The organism is Pseudomonas sp. URMO17WK12:I6 (assembly GCF_003253625.1).
Taxonomy (GTDB): Bacteria; Pseudomonadota; Gammaproteobacteria; order Pseudomonadales; family Pseudomonadaceae; genus Aquipseudomonas.
In genome coordinates this window covers 339,092-360,062 of sequence record NZ_QKYZ01000001.1, presented here as the reverse complement: position 1 = coordinate 360,062, position 20,971 = coordinate 339,092, and the positions used below count along the sequence as shown (strand labels likewise).

At 61.1% G+C, this 20,971-nt stretch carries 19 protein-coding genes and 1 other RNA gene; 10 read left to right on the top strand and 10 right to left on the bottom strand.

Annotation, left to right across the window (positions count from 1 at the left end; genetic code table 11):
• Positions 1-4: 4 nt before the first annotated feature.
• The 4 genes from F475_RS01710 to F475_RS01695 all read right to left on the bottom strand — a co-directional run bounded on the left by F475_RS01710 (position 5) and on the right by F475_RS01695 (position 5,387).
• Positions 5-1,123 (bottom strand): ABC transporter permease, encoded by a 1,119-nt coding sequence (locus F475_RS01710; RefSeq protein ID WP_111453022.1) that lies wholly within the window; start codon positions 1,121-1,123, stop codon positions 5-7.
• The gene (rbbA, locus tag F475_RS01705) at positions 1,123-3,846 is read right to left on the bottom strand and encodes a ribosome-associated ATPase/putative transporter RbbA (RefSeq protein WP_111453021.1); all 2,724 of its coding nucleotides are present in this window, start codon (positions 3,844-3,846) and stop codon (positions 1,123-1,125) included. The genes F475_RS01710 and rbbA overlap by 1 nt, the downstream gene beginning before the upstream one ends.
• Positions 3,843-4,808, bottom strand: a complete 966-nt coding sequence (locus F475_RS01700) for an HlyD family secretion protein (RefSeq protein WP_019580536.1) — start codon at positions 4,806-4,808, stop codon at positions 3,843-3,845. The genes rbbA and F475_RS01700 overlap by 4 nt, the downstream gene beginning before the upstream one ends.
• 129 nt (positions 4,809-4,937) lie before the next feature.
• Positions 4,938-5,387 (bottom strand): EVE domain-containing protein, encoded by a 450-nt coding sequence (locus F475_RS01695; RefSeq protein WP_064621039.1) that lies wholly within the window; start codon positions 5,385-5,387, stop codon positions 4,938-4,940.
• 200 nt (positions 5,388-5,587) lie between these two features.
• Between F475_RS01695 and F475_RS30385 the strand changes: the two genes are divergently transcribed.
• Complete coding sequence (locus F475_RS30385) at positions 5,588-5,737, top strand: hypothetical protein (RefSeq protein ID WP_018927582.1); 150 nt, start codon at positions 5,588-5,590, stop codon at positions 5,735-5,737.
• A gap of 35 nt (positions 5,738-5,772) precedes the next feature.
• Here the strand turns inward: F475_RS30385 and F475_RS01690 are convergent, their stop codons facing one another.
• The 4 genes from F475_RS01690 to F475_RS01675 form a co-directional block, all read right to left on the bottom strand.
• On the bottom strand, positions 5,773-6,378 hold the full coding sequence (locus tag F475_RS01690) for a 5-formyltetrahydrofolate cyclo-ligase (protein ID WP_018927583.1): 606 nt from the start codon (positions 6,376-6,378) through the stop codon (positions 5,773-5,775).
• An 87-nt stretch (positions 6,379-6,465) separates the two neighbouring features.
• Positions 6,466-6,644: non-coding RNA, 6S RNA (ssrS, locus tag F475_RS01685), on the bottom strand.
• Between the two features lie 30 nt (positions 6,645-6,674).
• The gene (locus tag F475_RS01680) at positions 6,675-6,992 is read right to left on the bottom strand and encodes a cell division protein ZapA (RefSeq protein ID WP_018927584.1); all 318 of its coding nucleotides are present in this window, start codon (positions 6,990-6,992) and stop codon (positions 6,675-6,677) included.
• Positions 6,989-7,198, bottom strand: a complete 210-nt coding sequence (locus tag F475_RS01675) for a TIGR02449 family protein (RefSeq protein ID WP_007940359.1) — start codon at positions 7,196-7,198, stop codon at positions 6,989-6,991. The genes F475_RS01680 and F475_RS01675 overlap by 4 nt, the downstream gene beginning before the upstream one ends.
• Positions 7,199-7,323: 125 nt before the next feature.
• On the opposite strand from F475_RS01675, the gene F475_RS01670 reads away from it, so the two are divergent.
• The 8 genes from F475_RS01670 (at position 7,324) to gcvH (ending at position 16,359) form a co-directional block, all read left to right on the top strand.
• A complete protein-coding gene (locus F475_RS01670) occupies positions 7,324-7,878 on the top strand; it encodes a YecA family protein (RefSeq protein WP_007940361.1) in 555 nt (184 codons plus the stop codon).
• 27 nt (positions 7,879-7,905) lie between these two features.
• Positions 7,906-9,240, top strand: coding sequence for a Xaa-Pro aminopeptidase (gene pepP / locus F475_RS01665; protein WP_111453020.1), 1,335 nt, complete (start codon positions 7,906-7,908; stop codon positions 9,238-9,240).
• Positions 9,237-10,424 carry a 2-octaprenyl-6-methoxyphenyl hydroxylase gene (gene ubiH / locus F475_RS01660; RefSeq protein WP_064621037.1) on the top strand — a complete coding sequence of 396 codons (1,188 nt, stop codon included), beginning with the start codon at positions 9,237-9,239 and terminating at the stop codon, positions 10,422-10,424. The genes pepP and ubiH overlap by 4 nt, the downstream gene beginning before the upstream one ends.
• A gap of 115 nt (positions 10,425-10,539) precedes the next feature.
• Positions 10,540-11,757 carry a 2-octaprenyl-3-methyl-6-methoxy-1,4-benzoquinol hydroxylase gene (locus F475_RS01655; protein ID WP_177431086.1) on the top strand — a complete coding sequence of 406 codons (1,218 nt, stop codon included), beginning with the start codon at positions 10,540-10,542 and terminating at the stop codon, positions 11,755-11,757.
• A 131-nt stretch (positions 11,758-11,888) separates the two neighbouring features.
• Positions 11,889-12,893 (top strand): extracellular solute-binding protein, encoded by a 1,005-nt coding sequence (locus F475_RS01650; protein ID WP_019650158.1) that lies wholly within the window; start codon positions 11,889-11,891, stop codon positions 12,891-12,893.
• A gap of 176 nt (positions 12,894-13,069) precedes the next feature.
• Positions 13,070-14,686: an iron ABC transporter permease gene (locus F475_RS01645; protein ID WP_111453018.1), complete on the top strand. Its 1,617-nt coding sequence runs from the start codon at positions 13,070-13,072 to the stop codon at positions 14,684-14,686.
• 156 nt (positions 14,687-14,842) lie between these two features.
• Entirely contained in the window at positions 14,843-15,925 is a 1,083-nt protein-coding gene (gene gcvT, locus F475_RS01640) for a glycine cleavage system aminomethyltransferase GcvT (protein ID WP_111453017.1), read from the top strand.
• A 50-nt stretch (positions 15,926-15,975) separates the two neighbouring features.
• Positions 15,976-16,359 carry a glycine cleavage system protein GcvH gene (gene gcvH / locus F475_RS01635; RefSeq protein ID WP_018927591.1) on the top strand — a complete coding sequence of 128 codons (384 nt, stop codon included), beginning with the start codon at positions 15,976-15,978 and terminating at the stop codon, positions 16,357-16,359.
• Between the two features lie 47 nt (positions 16,360-16,406).
• Here the strand turns inward: gcvH and F475_RS01630 are convergent, their stop codons facing one another.
• Positions 16,407-17,546 carry a DegT/DnrJ/EryC1/StrS aminotransferase family protein gene (locus F475_RS01630; RefSeq protein ID WP_064621367.1) on the bottom strand — a complete coding sequence of 380 codons (1,140 nt, stop codon included), beginning with the start codon at positions 17,544-17,546 and terminating at the stop codon, positions 16,407-16,409.
• A 153-nt stretch (positions 17,547-17,699) separates the two neighbouring features.
• On the opposite strand from F475_RS01630, the gene gcvP reads away from it, so the two are divergent.
• Positions 17,700-20,573, top strand: coding sequence for an aminomethyl-transferring glycine dehydrogenase (gcvP, locus tag F475_RS01625; protein ID WP_111453016.1), 2,874 nt, complete (start codon positions 17,700-17,702; stop codon positions 20,571-20,573).
• 76 nt (positions 20,574-20,649) lie between these two features.
• Here the strand turns inward: gcvP and F475_RS01620 are convergent, their stop codons facing one another.
• Entirely contained in the window at positions 20,650-20,970 is a 321-nt protein-coding gene (locus F475_RS01620; protein WP_018927594.1) for a DUF2388 domain-containing protein, read from the bottom strand.
• Position 20,971: the final 1 nt, after the last annotated feature.

The window sequence follows — 20,971 nt, the reverse complement described above, 5'->3', positions numbered from 1 at the left end:
CCCTTCAGGACGCCAGGCTCTTGCGAAACCGCAGCAGTGCAATGGTAAAGAACAGCAGGCCGATGGCGCTTAATGCCAGCAAGTCCGGCCAGACCACGCCGATGCCGGCGTCGCGAAACAGTATCGCGGCGCTGAGGCTGACGAAGTGCGTCGATGGCGAGCCCTGCATCACCCATTGCAGCCATTGCGGCATGCTGTCGAGGGGCGTACTGCCCCCGGAAAGCAGCAACATCGGGATAATCACCGGAATCGCCAACAAGCCGAACTGCGGTGTCGAGCGGGCGAGGGTCGCGAGGAATATCCCCAGCGCCGTGCTGGCGAACAGATAAACCGCCGTTACCAGCAAGAAAAAGCTCAGGGAGCCGGCCAGCGGCACGCCGAGGGCGCCTTTGACAATCACTTCCAGCGACACCCAGGTGCACAGCACCACCACCAGCATGTTGCTCCAGACTTTCGCCAGCATGATTTCCAGTGCCGTCAGCGGCAGCACCAGCAAATGGTCGAGGGTGCCGTGTTCGCGTTCACGCAGCAGCGCCGTGCCCGTCAGGATGATGGCCAGGATCGTGATGTTGTTGACGATCTGAATCACCGCCAGGAACCAGCCACCTTCCAGATTGGTGTTGAACAACGCTCGTGTCGTCAGCAGCACGGGTGTCTGGCTCGCCGCATCGCCCTGGCCACTGTAGGTCAGCAGCTCGCGCTGGAAAATCCGCCCGATATAGCCTGCGCCCATGAACGCCTGGCTCATGGCCGTGGCGTCAACGTTGACCTGCACCGCCGGCTGGTGGCCGCCTAGCAGATCGGCCTGAAAATTGGCTGGAACATTGATCACGAAGGTGTACCGCCCGTTGTCCAGCACCTCGTCCAGTTGACCATAAGGCAGCGGCACCGGCGGTTGAAATTCCGGCGGCCGCAGAACCTGGGCCAGTTGGCGTGACATGGGGCTGTGATCTTCATCGACCATGGCCACACTGGCGTTGTGCACACCGATCACTGAGCCCGCGGCCGGCATGTAGATCGCGACTGTAAAGGCGTAGAACAGGAACAGCAGCAATACACTGTCGTGTCGCAGGCTGGTGAGTTCCTTGAGGCCAAGACGCAGGATGTGCGCGAGTTTATGCATCAGACCTCCTGCTTTTTCAGCATGGCCAGGCTGAGCCCGGTGAACCCGAGAAAGAACCCGAACAGCGCCAGGCATTGTGGCCACAACTGCCGGATATCCAGCGCCTTGGTAAAGGTGCCAACAGCGATATCGAGAAAATAGCCTGCCGGAAACAGCATCCCCATGACCGCGGCGGCGCCATCAAGGGACGACCGTGGCACGATCAGACCGGAAAACTGGATGGTCGGCAGACTGGTGATGATCATGGTGCCGAGAATGGCGGCGATCTGGGTTCGGGTGAACGCCGAAATCAACAGACCCATGCTGGTGGTCGCCAGCACGTAGAGCAACCCGCCGAAGGCCAGGGTCAATGCGCTGCCCTTGAAAGGGACGCCGAACAGCCAGCGGTTCATGGCTGTCAGCACGGCGAGATTGATCAGACTGACGGCCAGATACGGCACCTGTTTACCTAACAGGAACTCCAGGCGGGTCAGCGGTGTGGCGTAGAAGTTGGTGATCGAGCCCAGTTCCTTCTCCCGCACAATGCCCAGCGCAGTCAGCATGGCCGGGATAAACGCCAGGATCAGCGCCATCACTCCAGGGCCGATGGCGTTGACGCTGACGACATCCTGGTTGTAGCGGAAACGGGTTTCCAGTTTGGCTGGCGCTTGCCGGGATGGTGCGGGACTGGACTGATCCGCCAGTTGCTCCAGGTTGGCCTGGTGTACCGCTTCCACATAGTTGCGGCTGGTTTCAGCGCGAAACGGCATACCGCCGTCGAGCCAGGCCGCCACCGTAGGCTGGCGACCGGCGAACAGATCCCGACCGAATCCGGGGGGAATCTCCAGCGCCAGTTTGATTTCCGAGCGTTGCAGTCGTCGATGCAACTGCGCCGGATCGCTTATCGGGGGTTGCTCGTCGAAGTAACGGGAGCCGCGGAAGGCCTCCAGATATGCCCGGCTTTGCGGGGTCTGGTCCTGGTCGTAGACCGCGAAGGCGAGTTTCTCCACGTCCAGGGAAATGCCATAGCCGAAAATCACCATCATGAGCATCGCCCCGAGCAGAGCGAAGGCCAGGCGTACTCTATCGCGCAGCAGTTCCTTGCCTTCACGGCTCGCCAATGCCCGCAGTCGCCCAAAGCTGAAGCGACGGTCTTTCATCGATGGGGTGGGTGCGAGCGTTGTGTCGATGGGCGTTGGTGGCGCCTCTGTCGCGCCCGGGCTCTGGGCCTGTTCCAGGCAGGTGACGAACGCGGCCTCAAGTGTCTGGCCGTTGAACTGCTGTTGCAGTGCTGCCGGGGTGTCGCAGGCCAAAACCTTGCCTGCGTGCATCAATGAGATGCGGTCGCAACGCTGGGCTTCGTTCATGAAATGGGTGGACAGGAAGATTGTCACGTCCTGTTCACGGGACAGTTCGATCAGCAGTCGCCAGAAATCGTCCCGCGCCGCCGGGTCGACGCCGGAGGTAGGTTCGTCGAGGATCAGCACTTCCGGGCGATGCAGCACCGCCACCGCCAGGGATAATCGTTGGCGCAGACCCAGCGGCAATGCACCGGACGGCTGATGGGCGACGCTGGCCAGGCTGAAGCGCTGGATCAGTTCGTCGATGCGCTGAGTGCTGTCGGCCTGGGGCAGATCGAACAGTCGCGCGTGCAGGTCCAGGTTCTGCCGGACACTGAGTTCGCCATAGAGCGAGAAGCTCTGAGACATGAAGCCGACGCGCTTGCGGGTGGCCAGATCCTTGGCGTTCACTGGGTTGCCCAGCAGCATGGCACTGCCTTCGCTGGCCGGAATCAGTCCGGTAAGCACTTTCATGGTGGTGGTTTTGCCGCAGCCGTTGGAGCCCAGAAACCCGAAGATCTCGCCGCGGCCGATGGCGAAGCTGACTTTATCCACAGCGGTGAAATCGCCGAAGCGCAGGGTCAGGTCATGGGCTTGGATGGCGATGTCGGCCGTAGCATTGGTTCGGGGAGGGATCACTAGCGGCTGGTTGTCGTGGCCGGTGTCGCCCTGAAAGTGGGTGAAGGCTTCATCGAGCTTGCCGCTGGGGGTTACCGCCGCCAGATCGCGGCTCAAACCGGCGGCGATCAGCTTGCCGCCGTCGAGCATCAGGCAGTGTTCGAACTGTTCGGCCTCTTCCATGTACGCGGTGGCGACCAGTAGCGTCAGTTGCGGGCGTTGGCGCCGAACATCATCGATCAACTCCCAGAAATGCCGTCGGGACAAAGGGTCGACGCCAGTGGTCGGCTCATCGAGGATCAACAAATCCGGCTCATGGATCAGTGCGCAACAGAGTCCGAGCTTCTGTTTCATTCCGCCCGACAGCTTGCCGGCCGGGCGTTCGGCAAATCGCAGTAGATCGGTGGCCAGCAGCAGGCTGTGCATGCGCTGATCGCTTTCGGCCGCGGACAGCCCGAACAGCGTGGCGAAGAAGTGAATGTTCTCGCGGATCGACAGATCAGGGTACAGGTTGCCGCCCAGACCTTGAGGCATGAACGCGATGCGCGAGTAGAGGCTGTTGCGGTGGCGCCGGTCCTGGATCGAGCCACCGAGCACTTCCAGTTGGCCCTCCTGTAGCGTCTTCACGCCGGCGATCAATCCCAGCAGGCTGGATTTGCCGGCGCCATCCGGGCCAATCAACCCACACCGGGTGCCAGTGGGCAGGCTGAGCGTGATGTCAGTCAGCGCATGCCGTTCGCCATAGCGGTGCTGAAGACGAGTGGCATGCAGTGCCAGGCCGGTCATTGAAGATTGGCCGGCCAGTCAATGGGAGCGGTGCGCACGTAGCCATTGCCGGGCATCCCCGGTTTGGCCTGGGGCACTGCGCTGGGACGGGTCAGGCGTAGCTTGACCCGAAACACCAGTTTCTGACGTTCGTCGCGTGTCTCGACTTCTTTGGGCGTGAACTGCGATTTGGCCGCCACGAAGCTGATTTTTGCCGGCAGTGGCTGGTCGGGCAGGGCGTCTAGCAGGATCCGCGCTTCATCGCCGACCGCCAGGCGTCCGGCGACGGATGCTGCAAGGTAGAGATTCATGTATTGGTCATTCGGGTCAATCAGCAGCAACACTCGCCCTCCGGCGCCGAGCACTTCCCCGGGTTCGGCCATGCGAAGCTGAATGATCCCGTCGATGGGGGCTCGCAAACTGCTGTCGTCGATTTCGCTGTTCAACTGCGCCACTTGCGCCTGTGCAGCGCCAATGGCTGCGCCGACGGCGGACACCTGAGCGCGGGCCGCAGTAACAGCTGCGTTGGCGGTGTCGAAGCGTGACTGCTGTTGGTCGATGATCTGGCCGCTGGCGAAACCGCGATTGAACAATGCCTGGGAGCGCTTGAGCTCTTGCTGGGCAAGCAGTTGCTCGCTCTGGCGCAGTTTCACATTGGCCTGGGCCGCGGAAAGATTTTCCCGGGCGCGTATCACTTCGGCTTCAGCCTGGTTGCGCTGTGCTTCGAGGGTACGGGTGTCCATGCGGGCCAACAGTTGCCCCTGGGTTACCTTGTCGCCTTCGTCCACCAGCACTTCAGCCAATCGACCGGGTGTTTTGCTGGCGATCTGCACTTCAGTGGCTTCAAGTCGACCATTGCCGACAGACAACCCTTGGGGCAGTCGGTTAACGGTCGACCGCCAATAACCAAACCCTCCGGCGGCCAGCAATACAGCCCCCAGCAAAAAAACGAAGAAAAGCGAAGAGCGGCTGTGCGTCGACATGTCTGCATCCTGCGTCTATTGCGTCCCAGTCTGACAGGAAAGTGCTAGGGCGACTTGATGTCAGTCAACTGAGGGGTAAGCCTGACCGTTTGGCAAGGTAAGCCAGAGTCACAGGCTGTAGCGCAGTATTTAGCGCAGATTAAGCACCACTGCCCATTGCTCGGCTGTCACCGGCATTACCGACAGGCGCGAGCCTTTCTGCACCAGTGGCATCTCGGCGAGTGCCGTTTGCTGCTTCAGATAATCGAGTTTAAGCACCTTGGAAAACGTCTCGACGTGAGCGACATCGATCGCGCTCCAGGCGTTTTTCTCGGCGGTGGCCTTCGGATCGAAGTAATGACTCTCGGGCTCCAGCGCCGTCGGGTCCGGATACGCCGCCTCGACGATCTTTCCGACCCCGGCAATCCCTGGCTCAGGGCAGCTGGAGTGATAGAAGAAAAACTCGTCGCCGACTGCCATGGCCCGTAAAAAATTGCGCGCCTGGTAGTTGCGAACCCCGTCCCAGCGCGCTCGCCCAAGCTTCTCCAGGTCTTTGATGGAGAGTTCGTCGGGCTCGGATTTCATCAGCCAATAAGCCATGGTTTTGCTCCTTGCGAGGTTGGTGGACAAGTGGTCAGGCAATTTTATGACAAACCGACAGTCGGTTGACGCCAGCGTTTGCGTGTCGGTTCACGTTGTCGCAAAATGCCGGCCTTCTTAGCTTGACGCTGCTGCACGGCCTACACCTACAACGGAAACCGCTGCTGTCATCGTGTTGATGTGCCTTTGGGGGGCAGTCGATGAAACGCAAACCGGATTTACTATGGATTTTGGTTATTTTATTCGGCCTTGGTGTCGTGACCACCGGCTATGCCCAAAGCCTGTGGAACAACAAACCCGATGCTCCCGTCGAGATCGCGCAGCAACAGCCGTCGGCCTTCAAGCGCTGAGCCCGTCTTTTGGACGCCGCTGATATCAGTGGCGTCTAGTCCGCGAAATACCACGCCTTGTCAGTGACCGTGCCCTGCAACGGCACATCCCAGCTCGCCTGAGCCAATCGTTGAACCTTCTGACATTCATGGGCCAAGCCCAGCAGCGTCGGCTTGTGCCAGCTTTTTCGGCGCGCCAGGTACGCCAGGCTTCGGTCGTAGAAGCCGCCGCCCATACCCAGGCGTCCGCCGACATCGTCAAACCCCACCAGCGGCAGCAACACCAGATCCAGCGCCCAGACCTTGCGTTGCCGGGCGATATTGGCCCGTGGTTCTGGAATACGGAAACGGTTGGGTTTGAGTTTTTCGCCGGGACGAATCCGCTGGAACACCATTTTGGTTCGCGGCCAGGCGCTGAGTACCGGCAGGTACGTCGCCTTGCCCCGACGTTGCGCGGCACGCATCAACAGGCGCGGGTCGATTTCACCGTCGGTGGGCAGGTACAGGGAGATGTGTTTTGCGCGGCGGAACAGTGGGTGCTGGGCCAATTGCTTATACAGCCCGCGAGCGGCCTCGCGCTGCTGACTGGGGGTCAGTGCGCGGCGGGCCTTGCGCAGCATGCGTCGAAGTTGCGGTCGGGGCAGCAGCGCAGGTTCGGTCATGGATTCAGGCTTCAGAAAGTGCGAGTACTAAAAGCGTACCCGTAAACATGCCGATGCCGGTATGAAAACCGGCATCGGATTGAAATCAGGCTCCCCGGATGAACCGCTGCTGACTTAGCCCTTGAACCCGAAAGTTCAAGGTGGAAGATGCAGTAGGCTTTAAGGCTTTCCGTCTAGCGGACATGCACACCAGCCCAACGTGCAACCTCCAGGGTAGTGCGAATCGGCTCAGGGACGTGGTCAACTGGCAAGCACCCCAGGGAGTGATGCGAGTATAACTCAAGCGGCCTGGCGAATCAGCCCTTGGTGACATCCGGATCGGTCGACAGCGCCAGGTCGACGCGGTCCAGCAGGTCGCGAACCTGTTCGCGGGTCGAGCCGCTGGCCTGAACATCCGGACGTTCTTCCTTGTGCAGAAGGTCGTGCGTGATGTTCAGCGCAGCCATCACGGCAATGCGGTCGGCGCCGATGACTTTGCCGCTGCTGCGGATTTCGCGCATCTTGCCGTCCAGGTAACGGGCGGCGCTGATCAAGTTGCTGCGCTCTTCCTGGGGGCAGATGATCGAATATTCTTTGTCGAGGATCTGCACGGTAACGCTATTGCTTGAACTCATGAGTCTTGCTCCAGGGCCTTGAGGCGCGAAATCATCGATTCGACCTTACGCCGGGCGATTTCATTTTTTTCAATGAGGTGCGCGCGTTCCTCGCGCCAGGTCTTTTCTTGAGCTAGTAAGAGTGCGTTTTGACTCTTTAGTTGCTCGACTCGGGTAATCAGCAGCTCGAGTCTGGCCATCAGCGCTTGCAGGTCGGTGTCTTCCATTGTGTCCACGTGTTCGTCTGATGGGAGGTAGCTGGCGGACAGCCTTTAATAGTCTTGGCGAGTCTGTCGATGTAGGATACAAGGCCTTCATTCTAGACATAGCGCCGTCTGGCGCCTAGCTACCCATGCCCATTCAGAATTCTCCGTACCAAGCCTTCGCCACCCTGCTGAGTACCAGCGGCCATCCCGTCTCGCCTGCCGAGTTGCACGGCCTGCTGCTCGGCCGTAGCTGCGCCGGTGCCGGTTTCGATGCCGACAGCTGGCTGGCAGACGCCGCCGAGCTGCTCGAAGGCGAGCCGCAAGACAACGTTCGCAACGCCTTGATCGGCCTGCAAGAGATGGTCAAGGGCGAGCTTACCAGCGACGACATGACCGTTGTTCTGCTGCTGCCGAGCGACGACGCGCCGCTCACCGAGCGCGCAGCCGCGCTGGGCCAGTGGTGCCAGGGCTTTCTCACTGGCTTCGGCCTGACCCGTCGCGAATATGCCCTCAGCGCTGAAGCGACTGAAGTGCTGCAGGATCTGGCCGCCATTTCTCAGGTGCAAGACGCCCTGGAAGAGTCCGACGACGGCGAAAGCGACTACATGGAAGTCATGGAGTACCTGCGCGTCGCACCGTTGCTGCTGTTCACTGAAACCAAGAAAACCGACGAAGCAGCCGCCAAACCGTCGTTGCATTAATCGCGAGCCAGGAAAAGCCATCTGCCCATGATTCATATCCCGAAATCGGAATACAGCCGTCGCCGCAAGGCCCTGATGGCGCAGATGGAACCCAACAGCATCGCCATCCTGCCCGCCGCCGCGGTTGCCATTCGCAACCGTGACGTCGAGCACGTTTACCGTCAGGACAGCGACTTCCAGTACCTCAGCGGCTTTCCCGAGCCTCAGGCCGTTATCGTTTTGATTCCCGGTCGCGAACATGGCGAGTACATCCTGTTCTGCCGTGAACGCAATGCCGAGCGTGAGCTGTGGGACGGCCTGCGCGCCGGCCAGGAAGGCGCGATCCGCGACTTCGGCGCCGACGACGCTTTCCCCATCACCGACATCGACGACATCCTGCCGGGCCTGATCGAAGGCCGCGACCGGGTGTATTCGGCCATGGGCAGCAACCCGGAATTCGATCGGCACCTGATGGACTGGATCAACGTGATCCGCTCCAAGGCGAATCTCGGTGCCCAGCCGCCGAACGAATTCGTTGCCCTGGATCATCTGCTGCACGACATGCGCCTGTATAAATCGGCGGCAGAAGTGAAGGTGATGCGCGAAGCCGCGCGGATTTCCGCCCAGGCGCATATCCGGGCGATGCAGGCCAGCCGTGCCGGTTTGCATGAGTTCAGCCTCGAAGCCGAGCTCGATTACGAGTTCCGCAAGGGCGGGGCGAAGATGCCGGCCTATGGTTCGATCGTCGCCGCCGGGCGCAACAGCTGCATCCTGCATTACCAGCAGAATGACGCGGTGCTCAAAGATGGCGATCTGGTGCTGATCGACGCCGGTTGCGAGATCGACTGCTATGCCAGCGACATCACCCGCACCTGGCCGGTCAACGGCAAGTATTCACCGGAACAGAAGGCGATCTACGAGCTGGTGCTGGCTTCCCAGGAAGCGGCGTTTGCCGAAATCGCACCGAACAAACACTGGAATCAGGCGCATGAAGCCACTGTTCGCGTCATTACCACGGGCCTTGTGAAGTTGGGCCTGTTGCAGGGCGAGGTCGATGAACTGATCGCCAGCGAAGCCTACAAGGCGTTTTACATGCACCGCGCCGGCCACTGGCTGGGCATGGATGTGCATGATGTCGGCGAGTACAAGGTCGGCGGCGAATGGCGCGTGCTGGAAGTCGGCATGGCGCTGACGGTCGAGCCGGGCATCTACATTGCCCCGGACAACCAGAACGTGGCGAAGAAATGGCGCGGCATTGGCGTGCGCATCGAGGACGACGTGGTGGTCACCAAAACCGGTTGTGAAATCCTGACGAACGGCGTGCCGAAAACGGTCGCCGAAATCGAGGCCCTGATGGCCGCCGCACGGACACAAGCGGCATGAGTCGAGTCAATCTGGCAATCATCGGCGGCGGCCTGGTTGGCGCCAGCCTTGCGTTGGCGTTACAGGCCGGGGCCAAGGCCCGTGGCTGGAAGATCGTGCTGATCGAACCCTTTGCCCCCGGCGATACGTACCAACCGAGCTATGACGCTCGCTCTTCAGCGTTGTCGTTCGGCGCCCGGCAGATTTATCAACGGCTGGGCGTGTGGCAGGAAATTTCCCGCCGCGCCGAGCCGATCAAGCAGATTCATGTCTCCGACCGTGGGCGTTTTTCCACGGCGCGGTTGTCGGCGATGGAAGAGGGCGTTCCAGCACTGGGTTATGTGGTGGAAAACGCCTGGCTCGGCCAATGCCTCTGGCACAGTCTGGACAAGGATGTGATCAGTTGGCGTTGCCCGGCGGAAGTCACCGCCATGGAGCCGCTGACCGACGGCTATCGCCTGACGCTCAACGATGAAACCCTGGTGGAATGCGACCTCGCGGTGTTGGCCGATGGCGGCCGTTCGGGCCTGCGTGAACAGCTGGGGATCGGCATCAAGAAGCGCCCGTACAACCAGAGCGCGCTGATCGCCAACATCACTCCGAGCGAAGCGCACAACGGCATGGCCTTCGAACGCTTCACTGACGACGGCCCAATGGCTTTGTTGCCGCTGCCGGAAAACCGCTGCGCCCTGGTCTGGACCCGTCTGGGCATGGACGCGCAACGGTTGGCGGCCCTTGATGACCGCAGCTTTCTCAACGAGTTGCAGGGCGTGTTCGGTTATCGCCTCGGCACGCTGAAACAGGTCGGCGCCCGCAATTTATATCCGCTGTCGCTGATCGAAGCCGAGGAGCAAGTCCGCCCACATCTGGCGATCCTCGGCAACGCCGCGCACAGCCTGCACCCGATTGCCGGACAAGGCTTCAACCTGTCCCTGCGCGATGCCCAGGCCTTGGCCGACACCTTGCTGAGCAGCGAGACCGCGCTCGGCGATTTCACCACGTTGCAGGCTTATCGCGAGCGTCAGCGTCTGGACCAGAACCTGACCGTGGGTTTCTCCGATCAGGTCACCCGGTTGTTCGGCAGCACCCAGCCGCTGGTTTCCCTGGGGCGCAACATCGGCCTGCTCGGTCTCGATCTGCTGCCGCCGGCCAAGCGCTGGTTCGCCCGGCAGGCCATGGGCCTGGGTACACGTCCCGATGTTTAAGCGGGCGCACCTGCACATCAATATTCATGACGACGCGAGCACTTCGGTGACGCGCGTCGAGAGAACCCTTTACCTGCGGCTCAAGCCGCAAGAGAGACAGGCCTAAAGCATGGAAATGCGCGCAGATCTGCTGATTGTCGGGGCCGGAATGGTCGGCAGTGCCCTGGCGCTGGCGTTACAAAACAGCGGGCTTGAAGTCCTGCTGCTGGACGGCAGCCCTTTGAGCGTCAAACCCTTCGATGGCCAAGCGCCGTTCGAGCCGCGGGTGAGCGCCCTGTCGGCGGCCAGCCAACGAATACTCGAACGCCTGGGCGTGTGGGACGGCATCGCCAACCGGCGCAGCAGTCCTTACACCGACATGCACGTCTGGGATGGCAGCGGCACCGGGAAGATCCATTTCTCGGCGACCAGCGTACATGCCGACGTACTCGGGCATATCGTCGAGAACCGTGTGGTTCAGGACGCCTTGCTCGACCGGCTGCACGACTGCGACCTCGGGATGCTGGCCAACGCACGTCTAGAGCAGATGCGCCGTTCCGGTGACGATTGGCTGCTGACCCTGGCCGATGGCCGCACCTTGCGGGCACCGTTGGTGATCGCGGCGGATGGCGCCAACTCGGCGGTGCGGCGCCTGACCGGCATTGCGACCCGCGAATGGGATTACATGCACCACGCGATCGTCACCAGTGTGCGCTGTTCCAAACCGCATCAAATGACCGCGTGGCAGCGTTTCACCGACAACGGCCCGCTGGCGTTTCTGCCGCTGGAACGGGACGGCCAGCAGGATTGGTGCTCGATTGTCTGGTCGACCACGCCGAGCGAAGCCGAACGCCTGATGGCACTGGACGACGAAAGCTTCTGCAAGGAGCTGGAGCGGGCCTTCGAAGGCTGCCTCGGCACGGTGCTCAATGCCGATCCGCGTCTGTGCGTGCCGCTGCGTCAGCGTCATGCCAAGCGGTACGTGGCTGAAGGCCTGGCGTTGATCGGCGACGCGGCCCATACCATCCATCCACTGGCCGGGCAGGGCGTGAACCTCGGTTTCCTCGATGCCGCTGTATTGGCCGAAGTACTGCTGCAAGCGGCCGCGCGCGGTGAGCGATTGGCGGATGTGAAAGTGCTCAGTCGCTATGAGCGTCGGCGCATGCCCCACAACCTGGCGTTGATGGCGGCGATGGAAGGGTTCGAACGGCTGTTCCAGGCCGATCCGTTGCCGGTGCGCTGGTTGCGCAATACCGGGTTGAAGATGGTCGACCAAATGCCCGAGGCCAAGGCGTTGTTCGTGCGTGAAGCGCTTGGGTTGATCGGGGATCTGCCGGCGTTGGCCAAGGCCTGAAGCCCACTCGCCACATTGTCATTCATTCGATTGTGCAACATCTGGTAACTCCTCCGCCCAGTGTTCGATTGAGAAGCGAAATGTGAGTCCTTATCATTTGGCCTCACTTCCCATTTCGAGAGACCGCTTCCATGTTGGCACCCAAGCGTCTACTGACCGCACTGGCCCTGACCCTGATAGGCAGCACCGCCGCCCAGGCTGCCGACGCGGTGGTGGTTTACTCCTCGCGTATCGATGAGCTGATCAAACCGGTCTTCGATGCCTACACCCAGAAAACCGGCGTACAGGTGAAGTTCATCACCGACAAGGAAGCGCCGCTGATGCAGCGGATCAAGGCCGAGGGCGAAAACGCCACTGCCGACCTGCTGCTGACCGTCGATGCCGGCAACCTTTGGCAGGCCGAGCAGATGGGCATCCTCCAGCCGTTCACCTCCAAGGTGATCGACGCCAACATCCCGCTGCAATACCGCGCATCCTCCCATGCCTGGACCGGCCTGAGCCTGCGGGCGCGAACCATCGCCTACTCCACCGACCGGGTGAAACCCGGTGAGCTGACCACCTACGAGGCGCTGGCCGATAAACAGTGGGAAGGCCGCCTGTGCCTGCGCACGGCGAAGAAGGTCTACAACCAGTCCCTGACCGCCACCATGATCGAAGTCCATGGCGCCGAGAAAACCGAGAAGATCCTCAAAGGCTGGGTCAACAACCTGTCCACCGACGTGTTCTCCGACGACATCGCCGTGCTGGAAGCGATCAATGCCGGTCAGTGCGACGTCGGCATCGTCAACACTTACTACTATGGCCGTCTGCACAAGCAGAAGCCGGACCTGCCGGTGAAACTGTTCTGGCCGAATCAGGGCGACCGTGGCGTGCACGTCAACCTGTCGGGTATCGGCCTGACCAAACATGCACCGCACCCGGAAGCCGCCAAGGCGCTGGTGGAGTGGATGACCACGCCTGAAGCGCAGAAGATTTTCGCTGACGTGAACCAGGAGTTCCCGGCCAACCCTGCCGTTCCGCCTTCGGCTGAAGTCGCGAGCTGGGGCAAGTTCGTGGCCGATACCTTGCCAGTGGAAATCGCCGGCAAGCGTCAGGCTGAAGCGATTCGGATGATGGATCGGGTCGGATGGAACTGAGTCTGTCGATATACTGCGCCACCGAATGAAGTGGCGGCGTCCCTGCCGGCCTGATCGTTCCAACGCTCTGCATGGGAATGCATCCACCGACGCTCTGCGTCGAGGCGTGACGCAGAGCGTCACAAGATGTGTGCCCACGCAGAGTGTGGGCACAATCATTTAAACGAGAACTGTCCTTGGCCCACCCCGCCCAACGCCGCTGGTATCCCCTGGTCTTCGTCATCGCTGCGCTGGTCCTGCTGCCCCTGAGCGTCCTGCTTCTTTCCTGGCAAACCATCGATCAGCAGATCTGGTCCCACCTGTGGGACACGCAGATGCCGCGGCTGCTGGGCAATACCCTCACGCTGGTCGTCGGCGTTGGCATCGGCGTGACGCTGTTGGGCGTCAGCCTCGCCTGGCTCACCAGCCTCTGTGAGTTCCCGGGGCGGCGGTGGCTGGACTGGGCGTTGATGCTGCCGTTCGCGATTCCTGCCTACGTGCTGGCCTTCGTCTTCGTAGGCCTGCTGGATTTCGCCGGGCCGGTGCAAACCCTGTTGCGCGAATGGTTCGGCAGTGGTCTGAGGCTGCCGCGAGTGCGTTCCACCGGTGGCGTGATTCTGGTGCTGGTGCTGGTTTTCTATCCCTACGTTTACCTGTTGGCGCGCACTGCATTTCTGGCTCAGGGCAAAGGCCTGATGGAAGCGGCGCGAGTCCTTGGGCAATCCCCGTGGCAGGCGTTCTGGCGAGTGGCGTTGCCCATGGCTCGTCCGGCGATCGGCGCGGGGGTGGCGTTGGCGTTGATGGAAACCCTGGCGGATTTCGGTGCGGTGTCGGTGTTCAACTTCGATACGTTCACCACCGCCATTTACAAGACCTGGTACGGCTTTTTCAGTCTCTCCACCGCCGCGCAACTGGCCAGCCTGCTGCTGTTAGTGGTGATGGTGGTGTTATATGGCGAACGCCGTGCCCGCGGCGCCAACCGGGCGGGCAACGAACGGCCGCGGGTCAAGGCGCTGTATCACCTGCATGGGGTCAAGGCGCTGGCGGCGATGAGCTGGTGTGGTCTGGTGTTCGCCTGCGCCTTCGTCATTCCCGTGCTGCAACTGCTGGTGTGGTTCTGGCAACGCGGGCGCTTTGATCTGGACGAGCGTTATGCCGGGTTGATCGTGCATACCTTGTACCTGGGCGGCATGGCGGCGTTGATCACCGTCAGCGTCGCGCTGCTGCTGGCCTTTGCCCGTCGATTGGCACCGACCCGGGCGATCCGTTCCGGCATCAGCCTGGCCAACCTCGGCTATGCACTGCCGGGCTCGGTGTTGGCGGTGTCGATCATGCTGGCGTTCAGTTATCTGGATCGCGAACTGGTGATTCCGCTGTCGGGCTGGCTTGGTGGCGCGGGCAAACCGTTGCTGCTGGGCAGTCTGTCGGCGTTGTTGCTGGCCTATCTGGTGCGATTCATCGCCGTGGCTTACGGGCCGCTGGAAAGCAGCCTGGCGCGAATACGGCCCTCTTTGCCCGAAGCAGCACGTAGCCTTGGCGTCAGTGGGCCACGACTGTTTTTCAAAGTGTATCTGCCGCTGCTGCTTCCGGGCACGTTGAGCGCTGCGTTGCTGGTGTTCGTCGACGTGCTCAAGGAAATGCCCGCGACCCTGCTGATGCGCCCGTTCGGCTGGGACACGCTGGCGGTGCGGATCTTTGAAATGACCAGCGAAGGCGAGTGGGCGAGGGCCTCGTTGCCGGCACTGACCCTGGTTCTGGTCGGGCTGTTGCCGGTCATCGGATTAATCAGAAGGTCGGCGCATCGAAACGGCTAGGTGTCAGTCCTACACCTTGCGGCTACAATGCGCGGCATTCGGTGCGGTCCGTCTTTCAGACCGGGTTGCTGAAATCGGCTGAAAGCCTTTATTTCAAGGCATTTCACCCCGTACAGCGGCTGTCCGCACCTTCGCCACGCCCGGAAGGAGAAACCCATGGGACAGCGCACGCCTCTGTATGACCTTCATCTCGCCCTCGGCGCGAAGATGGTCGATTTTGGCGGTTGGGATATGCCTCTGCATTACGGCTCGCAGGTCGAGGAACACCATCAGGTGCGCCGCGATTGCGGGGTTTTCGATGTATCCCATATGACCGTGATCGATGTCGACGGCCCCCAGGCCAAGGCCTGGCTGCAATACTTACTGGCCAACGACGTCGAGCGCCTGCACAGCCCCGGCCGTGCCTTGTACAGCGCCATGCTCAACGAGCACGGCGGTATCGTCGATGACATGATCGTCTATCGCCTCGATGACGGATATCGGCTGGTGGTCAACGCCTCCACCCGCAATCAGGACCTGGCCTGGATGCAGGCTCATCTCGGCGACTTCGATGTGCAGCTCAACGAACGTTCCGAGTTGGCGATGCTGGCCATTCAAGGCCCTCACGCCCGGCACAAGATTGCCGAATTGGTGACCCAGTCCCGCGCTGCGCTGATCCTGCAGCTCAAATATTTCGAAGGTCAGGCCGACGGTGACTGGTTCATCGCCCGCACCGGTTACACCGGTGAGGATGGTCTGGAAATCGTGCTGCCGGCCGATCAGGCGCCGGGTTTCTTCAACGATCTGGTGGGCGCGGGTATTTCCCCGATCGGCCTTGGCGCGCGCGATACCTTGCGGGTCGAAGCCGGGATGAACCTGTACGGTCAGGACATCCATCAAGACGTTTCACCGTTGGCCTCCAACATGGCCTGGAGCATTGCCTGGGAACCGGCCTCGCGCCAGTTCATCGGTCGCACGGCCCTGGAAGCCGAACAGGCCAATGGCGTACAACACAAACTGGTCGGTCTGGTCCTTGAAGAGCGTGGCGTTTTGCGAGCGCATCAGGTGGTTCGCATCGCCGATGTTGGCGAAGGGGAGATCACCAGTGGTAGTTTCTCTCCTACGCTTAGCAAGTCGATTGCACTGGCGCGCGTGCCGGCGGCCACCGCCGACCGCGCTGAAGTGGAAATCCGTGGCAAGTGGTACCCGGTTCGAGTGGTCAAGCCGACCTTCGTACGCCATGGCAAAACCTTGATCTAACCTTTTTTGGCGGTCAATGACTGCCGACATTTTTCTTGAGGACACAGAACATGAGCGAAATCCCTGTCGACCTGCGTTTTGCCGAAAGTCACGAATGGGCCCGTCTAGACCATGATGGCGGCGTGAAAGTGGGTATTTCAGACCATGCTCAGGAAGCCTTGGGTGATGTGGTGTTCGTCGAGTTGCCGGAGATCGGCAAAGTGTTCGCTGCCGGTGAAGCGGCGGGTGTCGTCGAGTCGGTCAAGGCCGCGTCGGATATCTACTCGCCAGTCTCCGGCACAGTCATTGCCGTCAACGAAGAGTTGGCCAACAGCCCGGAACTGGTCAACAGCGCGCCTTATGACAGCTGGTTCTTCAAACTCGAGCCAAGCGATACCTCTGAGCTGGACAAGCTGCTCGACCCGATGGCCTACAAGGCCGCCATCGGCGAGTAATGCCCGCTTTGCAGGAGCTGTCTTCGGCAGCTCCTGCAAAGGCCGAATCAAGTCCGCAAGACGGCTTTCACCGCGGCCACCGAACGCTCGACATCCGCTTTATCCATGGCCGTGAACATCGGCAGCGAGACGATCAGTCGTCCGACCCGTTCGGCGACCGGGAACATGCCTTCCTTGAACCCGCGTTCGCGGTAAAGACTCAGCAGGTGAATCGGTGGGTAGTGATAGCCGATACCCACTCCCAGTGCCTGCATCTGCTCCATGAAAGTAGCCCGTGCCGGTTTGCCATCCTGGCGTTCCGGGAGCACCAGTTGGAACAAATGCCAATTGCTGTTCTCGAAATCCGCCGGGGGCAGTTGAGCACCGTATTGCGCTTCGAAGTCCTCGCCGAAGCAAGCGAAGTAATGTTTGGCCAGCTCACGACGATGAGCGGTGATCGCTTCGATGTGGGCAAACTGCCCCAGGCCAATGGCTGCCGCGACATCGGTCATGTTGAACTTGCCGCCCAGCACATCAACGTCCAGCCCGTCGAAACCGCTGCGGGTGACGCCCTGCAAGCGGTACTTTTCCGCCAGCCGCGCTTCCTCGGCGTTGTTCAGTACCAGGCAACCGCCTTCTGAACAGGTGACGTTCTTGTTCGCCTGGAAACTGAAGGACACGAAATCGCCAGTCGCACCGATTCGCTGGCCGTTCCAGCTCGAACCCAACGCCTGGGCCGCGTCTTCCACCACTCGCAAACCGTGTTTTTTTGCAATCGCGTAAAGGCGCGTCATGTCCACGGGCAGCCCCGCGAGAAACACCGGGATGATGGCTTTGGTGCGTGGGGTAATCGCTGCTTCAAGCTGCGTCAGGTCTATATTGCGGGTGACTGGGTCGATGTCGGCAAACACCGGCGTGGCGCCAACTTCCAGAATCACGTTGGCGGTGGCCACCCAGGAAATCGGCGTGGTGATCACTTCATCACCCGGTCCGACGCCGGCAATTCGCAATGCGATCTCCATGGTGCAGGTGCCGGAATTGAACGTACGCACTGGGCGCCCGCCGAAATATTCCGAGAGTTGCGCTTCAAAAGCCTGCACCTTGGGGCCGCTGGTAATCCAGCCCGAGCGCAGCACATCGCCGACAGCGGCAATCGTGGCTTCATCGATGGTGGGTTTGGAGAAGGGCAGGAAAGACAGTTGGCTCATAAATGTGGATACCCGATCAGCGAACGTTTGTAGGCGCCGAGCATAATGATCCGGATTGACCGACAGCGCCACGCCATCCGTGCCGGTATCGACTGCTATGCTGGTTTGACCGAGTTGCATCGACGCTGAGCGCCAGTCATGAGAGAGCCCGTCATGTCCCAGTTGCCGTCCTTGAGCCAGTTACGCGACCCCAATACCTTCCTGCGCCGCCACCTCGGGCCCGATGCCGCCGAGCAGCAGGCGATGCTCGACAGCCTGGGCCTTGGCAGCCGCGTCGAGTTGATCGAGCAGACGGTGCCGCCGGGAATCCGCCTCAACCGACCGCTGGACCTGCCGCCGGCCCTCGATGAGGTAGCCGCACTGGCCAAACTGCGCGGCTACGCCGAACAGAACCAGGTCTGGACCAGCCTGATCGGCATGGGGTATCACGGCACCCTCACGCCGGCCGTCATCCTGCGCAACGTGCTGGAAAATCCCGGTTGGTACACCGCTTACACGCCTTACCAACCGGAGATTGCCCAAGGCCGGCTCGAAGCGCTGTTGAATTTCCAGCAACTGACCATCGACCTGACCGGTCTGGAACTGGCCAACGCCTCGCTGCTGGATGAAGCCACGGCGGCCGCCGAGGCCATGGCGCTGGCCAAGCGTGTCGCCAAGTCCAGAAGCAATCTGTTCTTCGTCGACGAAAACTGTCACCCGCAGACGATTTCCGTGGTGCAGACCCGGGCCGAAGGGTTCGGTTTCGACCTGATCATCGACGCTGTGGATAACTTGAAGCAGCATCAAGTGTTCGGCGCGTTGCTGCAATATCCCGACACCCATGGCGAAATTCGCGACCTGCGTCCGCTGATCGATCATCTGCATGCCCAGCAAGCCTTGGCCTGCGTCGCCACCGACCTGCTCAGCCTGTTGTTGCTGACTCCGCCGGGAGAGTTGGGCGCCGATGTGGTGTTCGGTTCATCCCAGCGCTTCGGCGTGCCCATGGGGTACGGCGGCCCGCACGCGGCGTTTTTTGCCAGCCGCGACGAGTACAAACGGGCGATTCCCGGGCGGATCATCGGCGTGTCGAAAGATGCTCGCGGCAATGTCGCCCTGCGCATGGCCCTGCAAACCCGCGAGCAACACATTCGCCGGGAGAAGGCCAACTCGAATATCTGCACCGCCCAGGTGCTGCTGGCCAATATCGCCAGTTTCTATGCGGTCTACCATGGCCCGGAAGGGCTCAAAAATATTGCCCAGCGTGTCCATCGGCTGACCTGCATCCTCGCCGCCGGTCTGGAACGCCATGGCGTTACACGTGTGAACCAACAGTTCTTCGACACGCTGACCCTGGAGGTCGGTGGCACTCAGACCGCGATCATCGAAAGTGCCCAGGCGGCGCAGATCAACTTGCGCATTCTCGGTCGCGGGCGGTTGGGCCTGAGCCTCGATGAAACCTGTGACGAAGGCACCGTGGCGAAGCTGTTCGATGTATTTCTAGGGGCCGATCATGGGCTCAACGTCGAGGAACTGGATGCTGAGACCCTGGTGTCCGGCATTCCTGCAGGATTGCAGCGCAGTACGCCTTATCTGCGTCATCCGGTGTTCAACGCCCATCATAGCGAAACCGAAATGCTGCGTTACTTGAAGCAGCTGGAAAACAAAGACCTGGCGCTCAATCAGTCGATGATCCCGCTGGGATCCTGCACCATGAAGCTCAATGCCACCAGCGAGATGATCCCGATCACCTGGCCGCAGTTCGCCAACCTGCACCCGTTCGTGCCGAAAGAGCAGGTGGTGGGTTATTCCTTGATGATCGAGGAACTGGAACGCTGGCTCTGCGCAATCACCGGTTTCGATGCGATCTGCATGCAGCCCAACTCGGGCGCCCAGGGCGAATACGCCGGGTTGCTGGCGATCCGCAAATATCACGAGAGCCGTCATCAGGGCGCGCGGGATATCTGCCTGATCCCGTCTTCGGCCCACGGCACCAACCCGGCCTCGGCGCAAATGGCCGGGATGCGGGTAGTGATCGTCGAGTGTGACGAGGCGGGTAATGTCGATCTGGAAGATCTGAAAGAAAAGGCCATCGAGGCGGGGGATAAACTCGCCTGCCTGATGGCGACTTATCCTTCGACCCATGGGGTTTACGAGGAAGGCATCAGCGAGATCTGTGAAGTTATCCACCGCCATGGCGGTCAGGTATACATGGATGGCGCCAACCTCAACGCGCAAGTCGGGTTGGCGCGGCCGGCAGACATCGGCGCCGACGTGTCGCACATGAACCTGCACAAGACGTTCTGTATTCCCCACGGCGGTGGGGGCCCGGGGATGGGCCCGATTGGTGTCCGGGCGCACTTGGCGCCGTTTGTCGCCAATCACCCGGTGGTGCCGATCGATGGCCCGCTGCCGGGGAATGGTGCGGTAAGCGCAGCCCCTTGGGGCAGTGCAAGCATTCTGCCGATCAGCTGGATGTACATCGCGATGATGGGGCCGCAACTGGCGGATGCGAGTGAGGTGGCGATCCTCGCCGCGAATTACCTGGCGCAGCATTTGTCCGGGGCGTTCCCGGTGCTCTACACCGGGCGCAACGAGCGCGTGGCCCACGAATGTATCCTCGACTTGCGTCCGCTCAAGGTGCTGACCGGGATCAGCGAAGAAGACGTTGCCAAACGCCTGATGGACTACGGCTTCCATGCGCCGACCATGTCATTCCCGGTGCCGGGGACGTTGATGGTCGAACCGACCGAGAGTGAATCGAAGGCGGAACTGGACCGTTTTATCGATGCGATGCTGAGCATTCGCGCGGAAATCAACGAGGTGCAGAACGGCAACTGGCCGGCGGAGGACAACCCGCTGAAGCGTTCGCCGCATACCCTGGCCGACATCACCGGTGTCTGGGAGCGGCCGTACAGCATCGAGCAGGCGGTGACGCCGGATGCACACACCAAGGCCCATAAGTACTGGCCGGTGGTGAACCGTGTGGACAATGTCTACGGCGATCGCAACCTGTTTTGCGCGTGTGTGCCGGTGGATGAATACCGCTGAAGTCACTCGCCCCTACAAATCAGGGGCGAAAAAATGCCGCTCATTTAGAGCGGCATTTTTTGTTCAGCAACGAACCTTACTTCGAGGCGATGGCATTCTTCGCCAGGATGGCGTTCGCCAGTTCCATGTCCGTGGCTTGCAGGCCAGGGTTTTCAGCGCGGACTTTCTGCATGGCGGCTTCCAGATAGGGGCCGCGAATGGCGCCGTCACTGGCGACAAAGCTACCGGCGTCGTCCTGGGCGGCGACGATCAGCTTGTGATCCCTGGAGGTCAGGTAGGACGTACCGGTGGTGGCACCGGAAGTAAGGACGTTACGCAAAAAGCTGTCATCAGCCATCGCCGAACCGACTTGAAGGGACAACACGGCGACGGTAGCGACAGCAAGTTTGAGACGCATA

Coding starts and splice junctions, on each gene's coding strand:
- F475_RS01710 (WP_111453022.1), bottom strand. CDS start 1,123: ATGCATAAACTCGCGCACATCCTGCGTCTTGGCCTCAAGGAACTCACC.
- rbbA (WP_111453021.1), bottom strand. CDS start 3,846: ATGACCGGCCTGGCACTGCATGCCACTCGTCTTCAGCACCGCTATGGC.
- F475_RS01700 (WP_019580536.1), bottom strand. CDS start 4,808: ATGTCGACGCACAGCCGCTCTTCGCTTTTCTTCGTTTTTTTGCTGGGG.
- F475_RS01695 (WP_064621039.1), bottom strand. CDS start 5,387: ATGGCTTATTGGCTGATGAAATCCGAGCCCGACGAACTCTCCATCAAA.
- F475_RS30385 (WP_018927582.1), top strand. CDS start 5,588: ATGAAACGCAAACCGGATTTACTATGGATTTTGGTTATTTTATTCGGC.
- F475_RS01690 (WP_018927583.1), bottom strand. CDS start 6,378: ATGACCGAACCTGCGCTGCTGCCCCGACCGCAACTTCGACGCATGCTG.
- F475_RS01680 (WP_018927584.1), bottom strand. CDS start 6,992: ATGAGTTCAAGCAATAGCGTTACCGTGCAGATCCTCGACAAAGAATAT.
- F475_RS01675 (WP_007940359.1), bottom strand. CDS start 7,198: ATGGAAGACACCGACCTGCAAGCGCTGATGGCCAGACTCGAGCTGCTG.
- F475_RS01670 (WP_007940361.1), top strand. CDS start 7,324: ATGCCCATTCAGAATTCTCCGTACCAAGCCTTCGCCACCCTGCTGAGT.
- pepP (WP_111453020.1), top strand. CDS start 7,906: ATGATTCATATCCCGAAATCGGAATACAGCCGTCGCCGCAAGGCCCTG.
- ubiH (WP_064621037.1), top strand. CDS start 9,237: ATGAGTCGAGTCAATCTGGCAATCATCGGCGGCGGCCTGGTTGGCGCC.
- F475_RS01655 (WP_177431086.1), top strand. CDS start 10,540: ATGCGCGCAGATCTGCTGATTGTCGGGGCCGGAATGGTCGGCAGTGCC.
- F475_RS01650 (WP_019650158.1), top strand. CDS start 11,889: ATGTTGGCACCCAAGCGTCTACTGACCGCACTGGCCCTGACCCTGATA.
- gcvT (WP_111453017.1), top strand. CDS start 14,843: ATGGGACAGCGCACGCCTCTGTATGACCTTCATCTCGCCCTCGGCGCG.
- gcvH (WP_018927591.1), top strand. CDS start 15,976: ATGAGCGAAATCCCTGTCGACCTGCGTTTTGCCGAAAGTCACGAATGG.
- F475_RS01630 (WP_064621367.1), bottom strand. CDS start 17,546: ATGAGCCAACTGTCTTTCCTGCCCTTCTCCAAACCCACCATCGATGAA.
- gcvP (WP_111453016.1), top strand. CDS start 17,700: ATGTCCCAGTTGCCGTCCTTGAGCCAGTTACGCGACCCCAATACCTTC.
- F475_RS01620 (WP_018927594.1), bottom strand. CDS start 20,970: ATGCGTCTCAAACTTGCTGTCGCTACCGTCGCCGTGTTGTCCCTTCAA.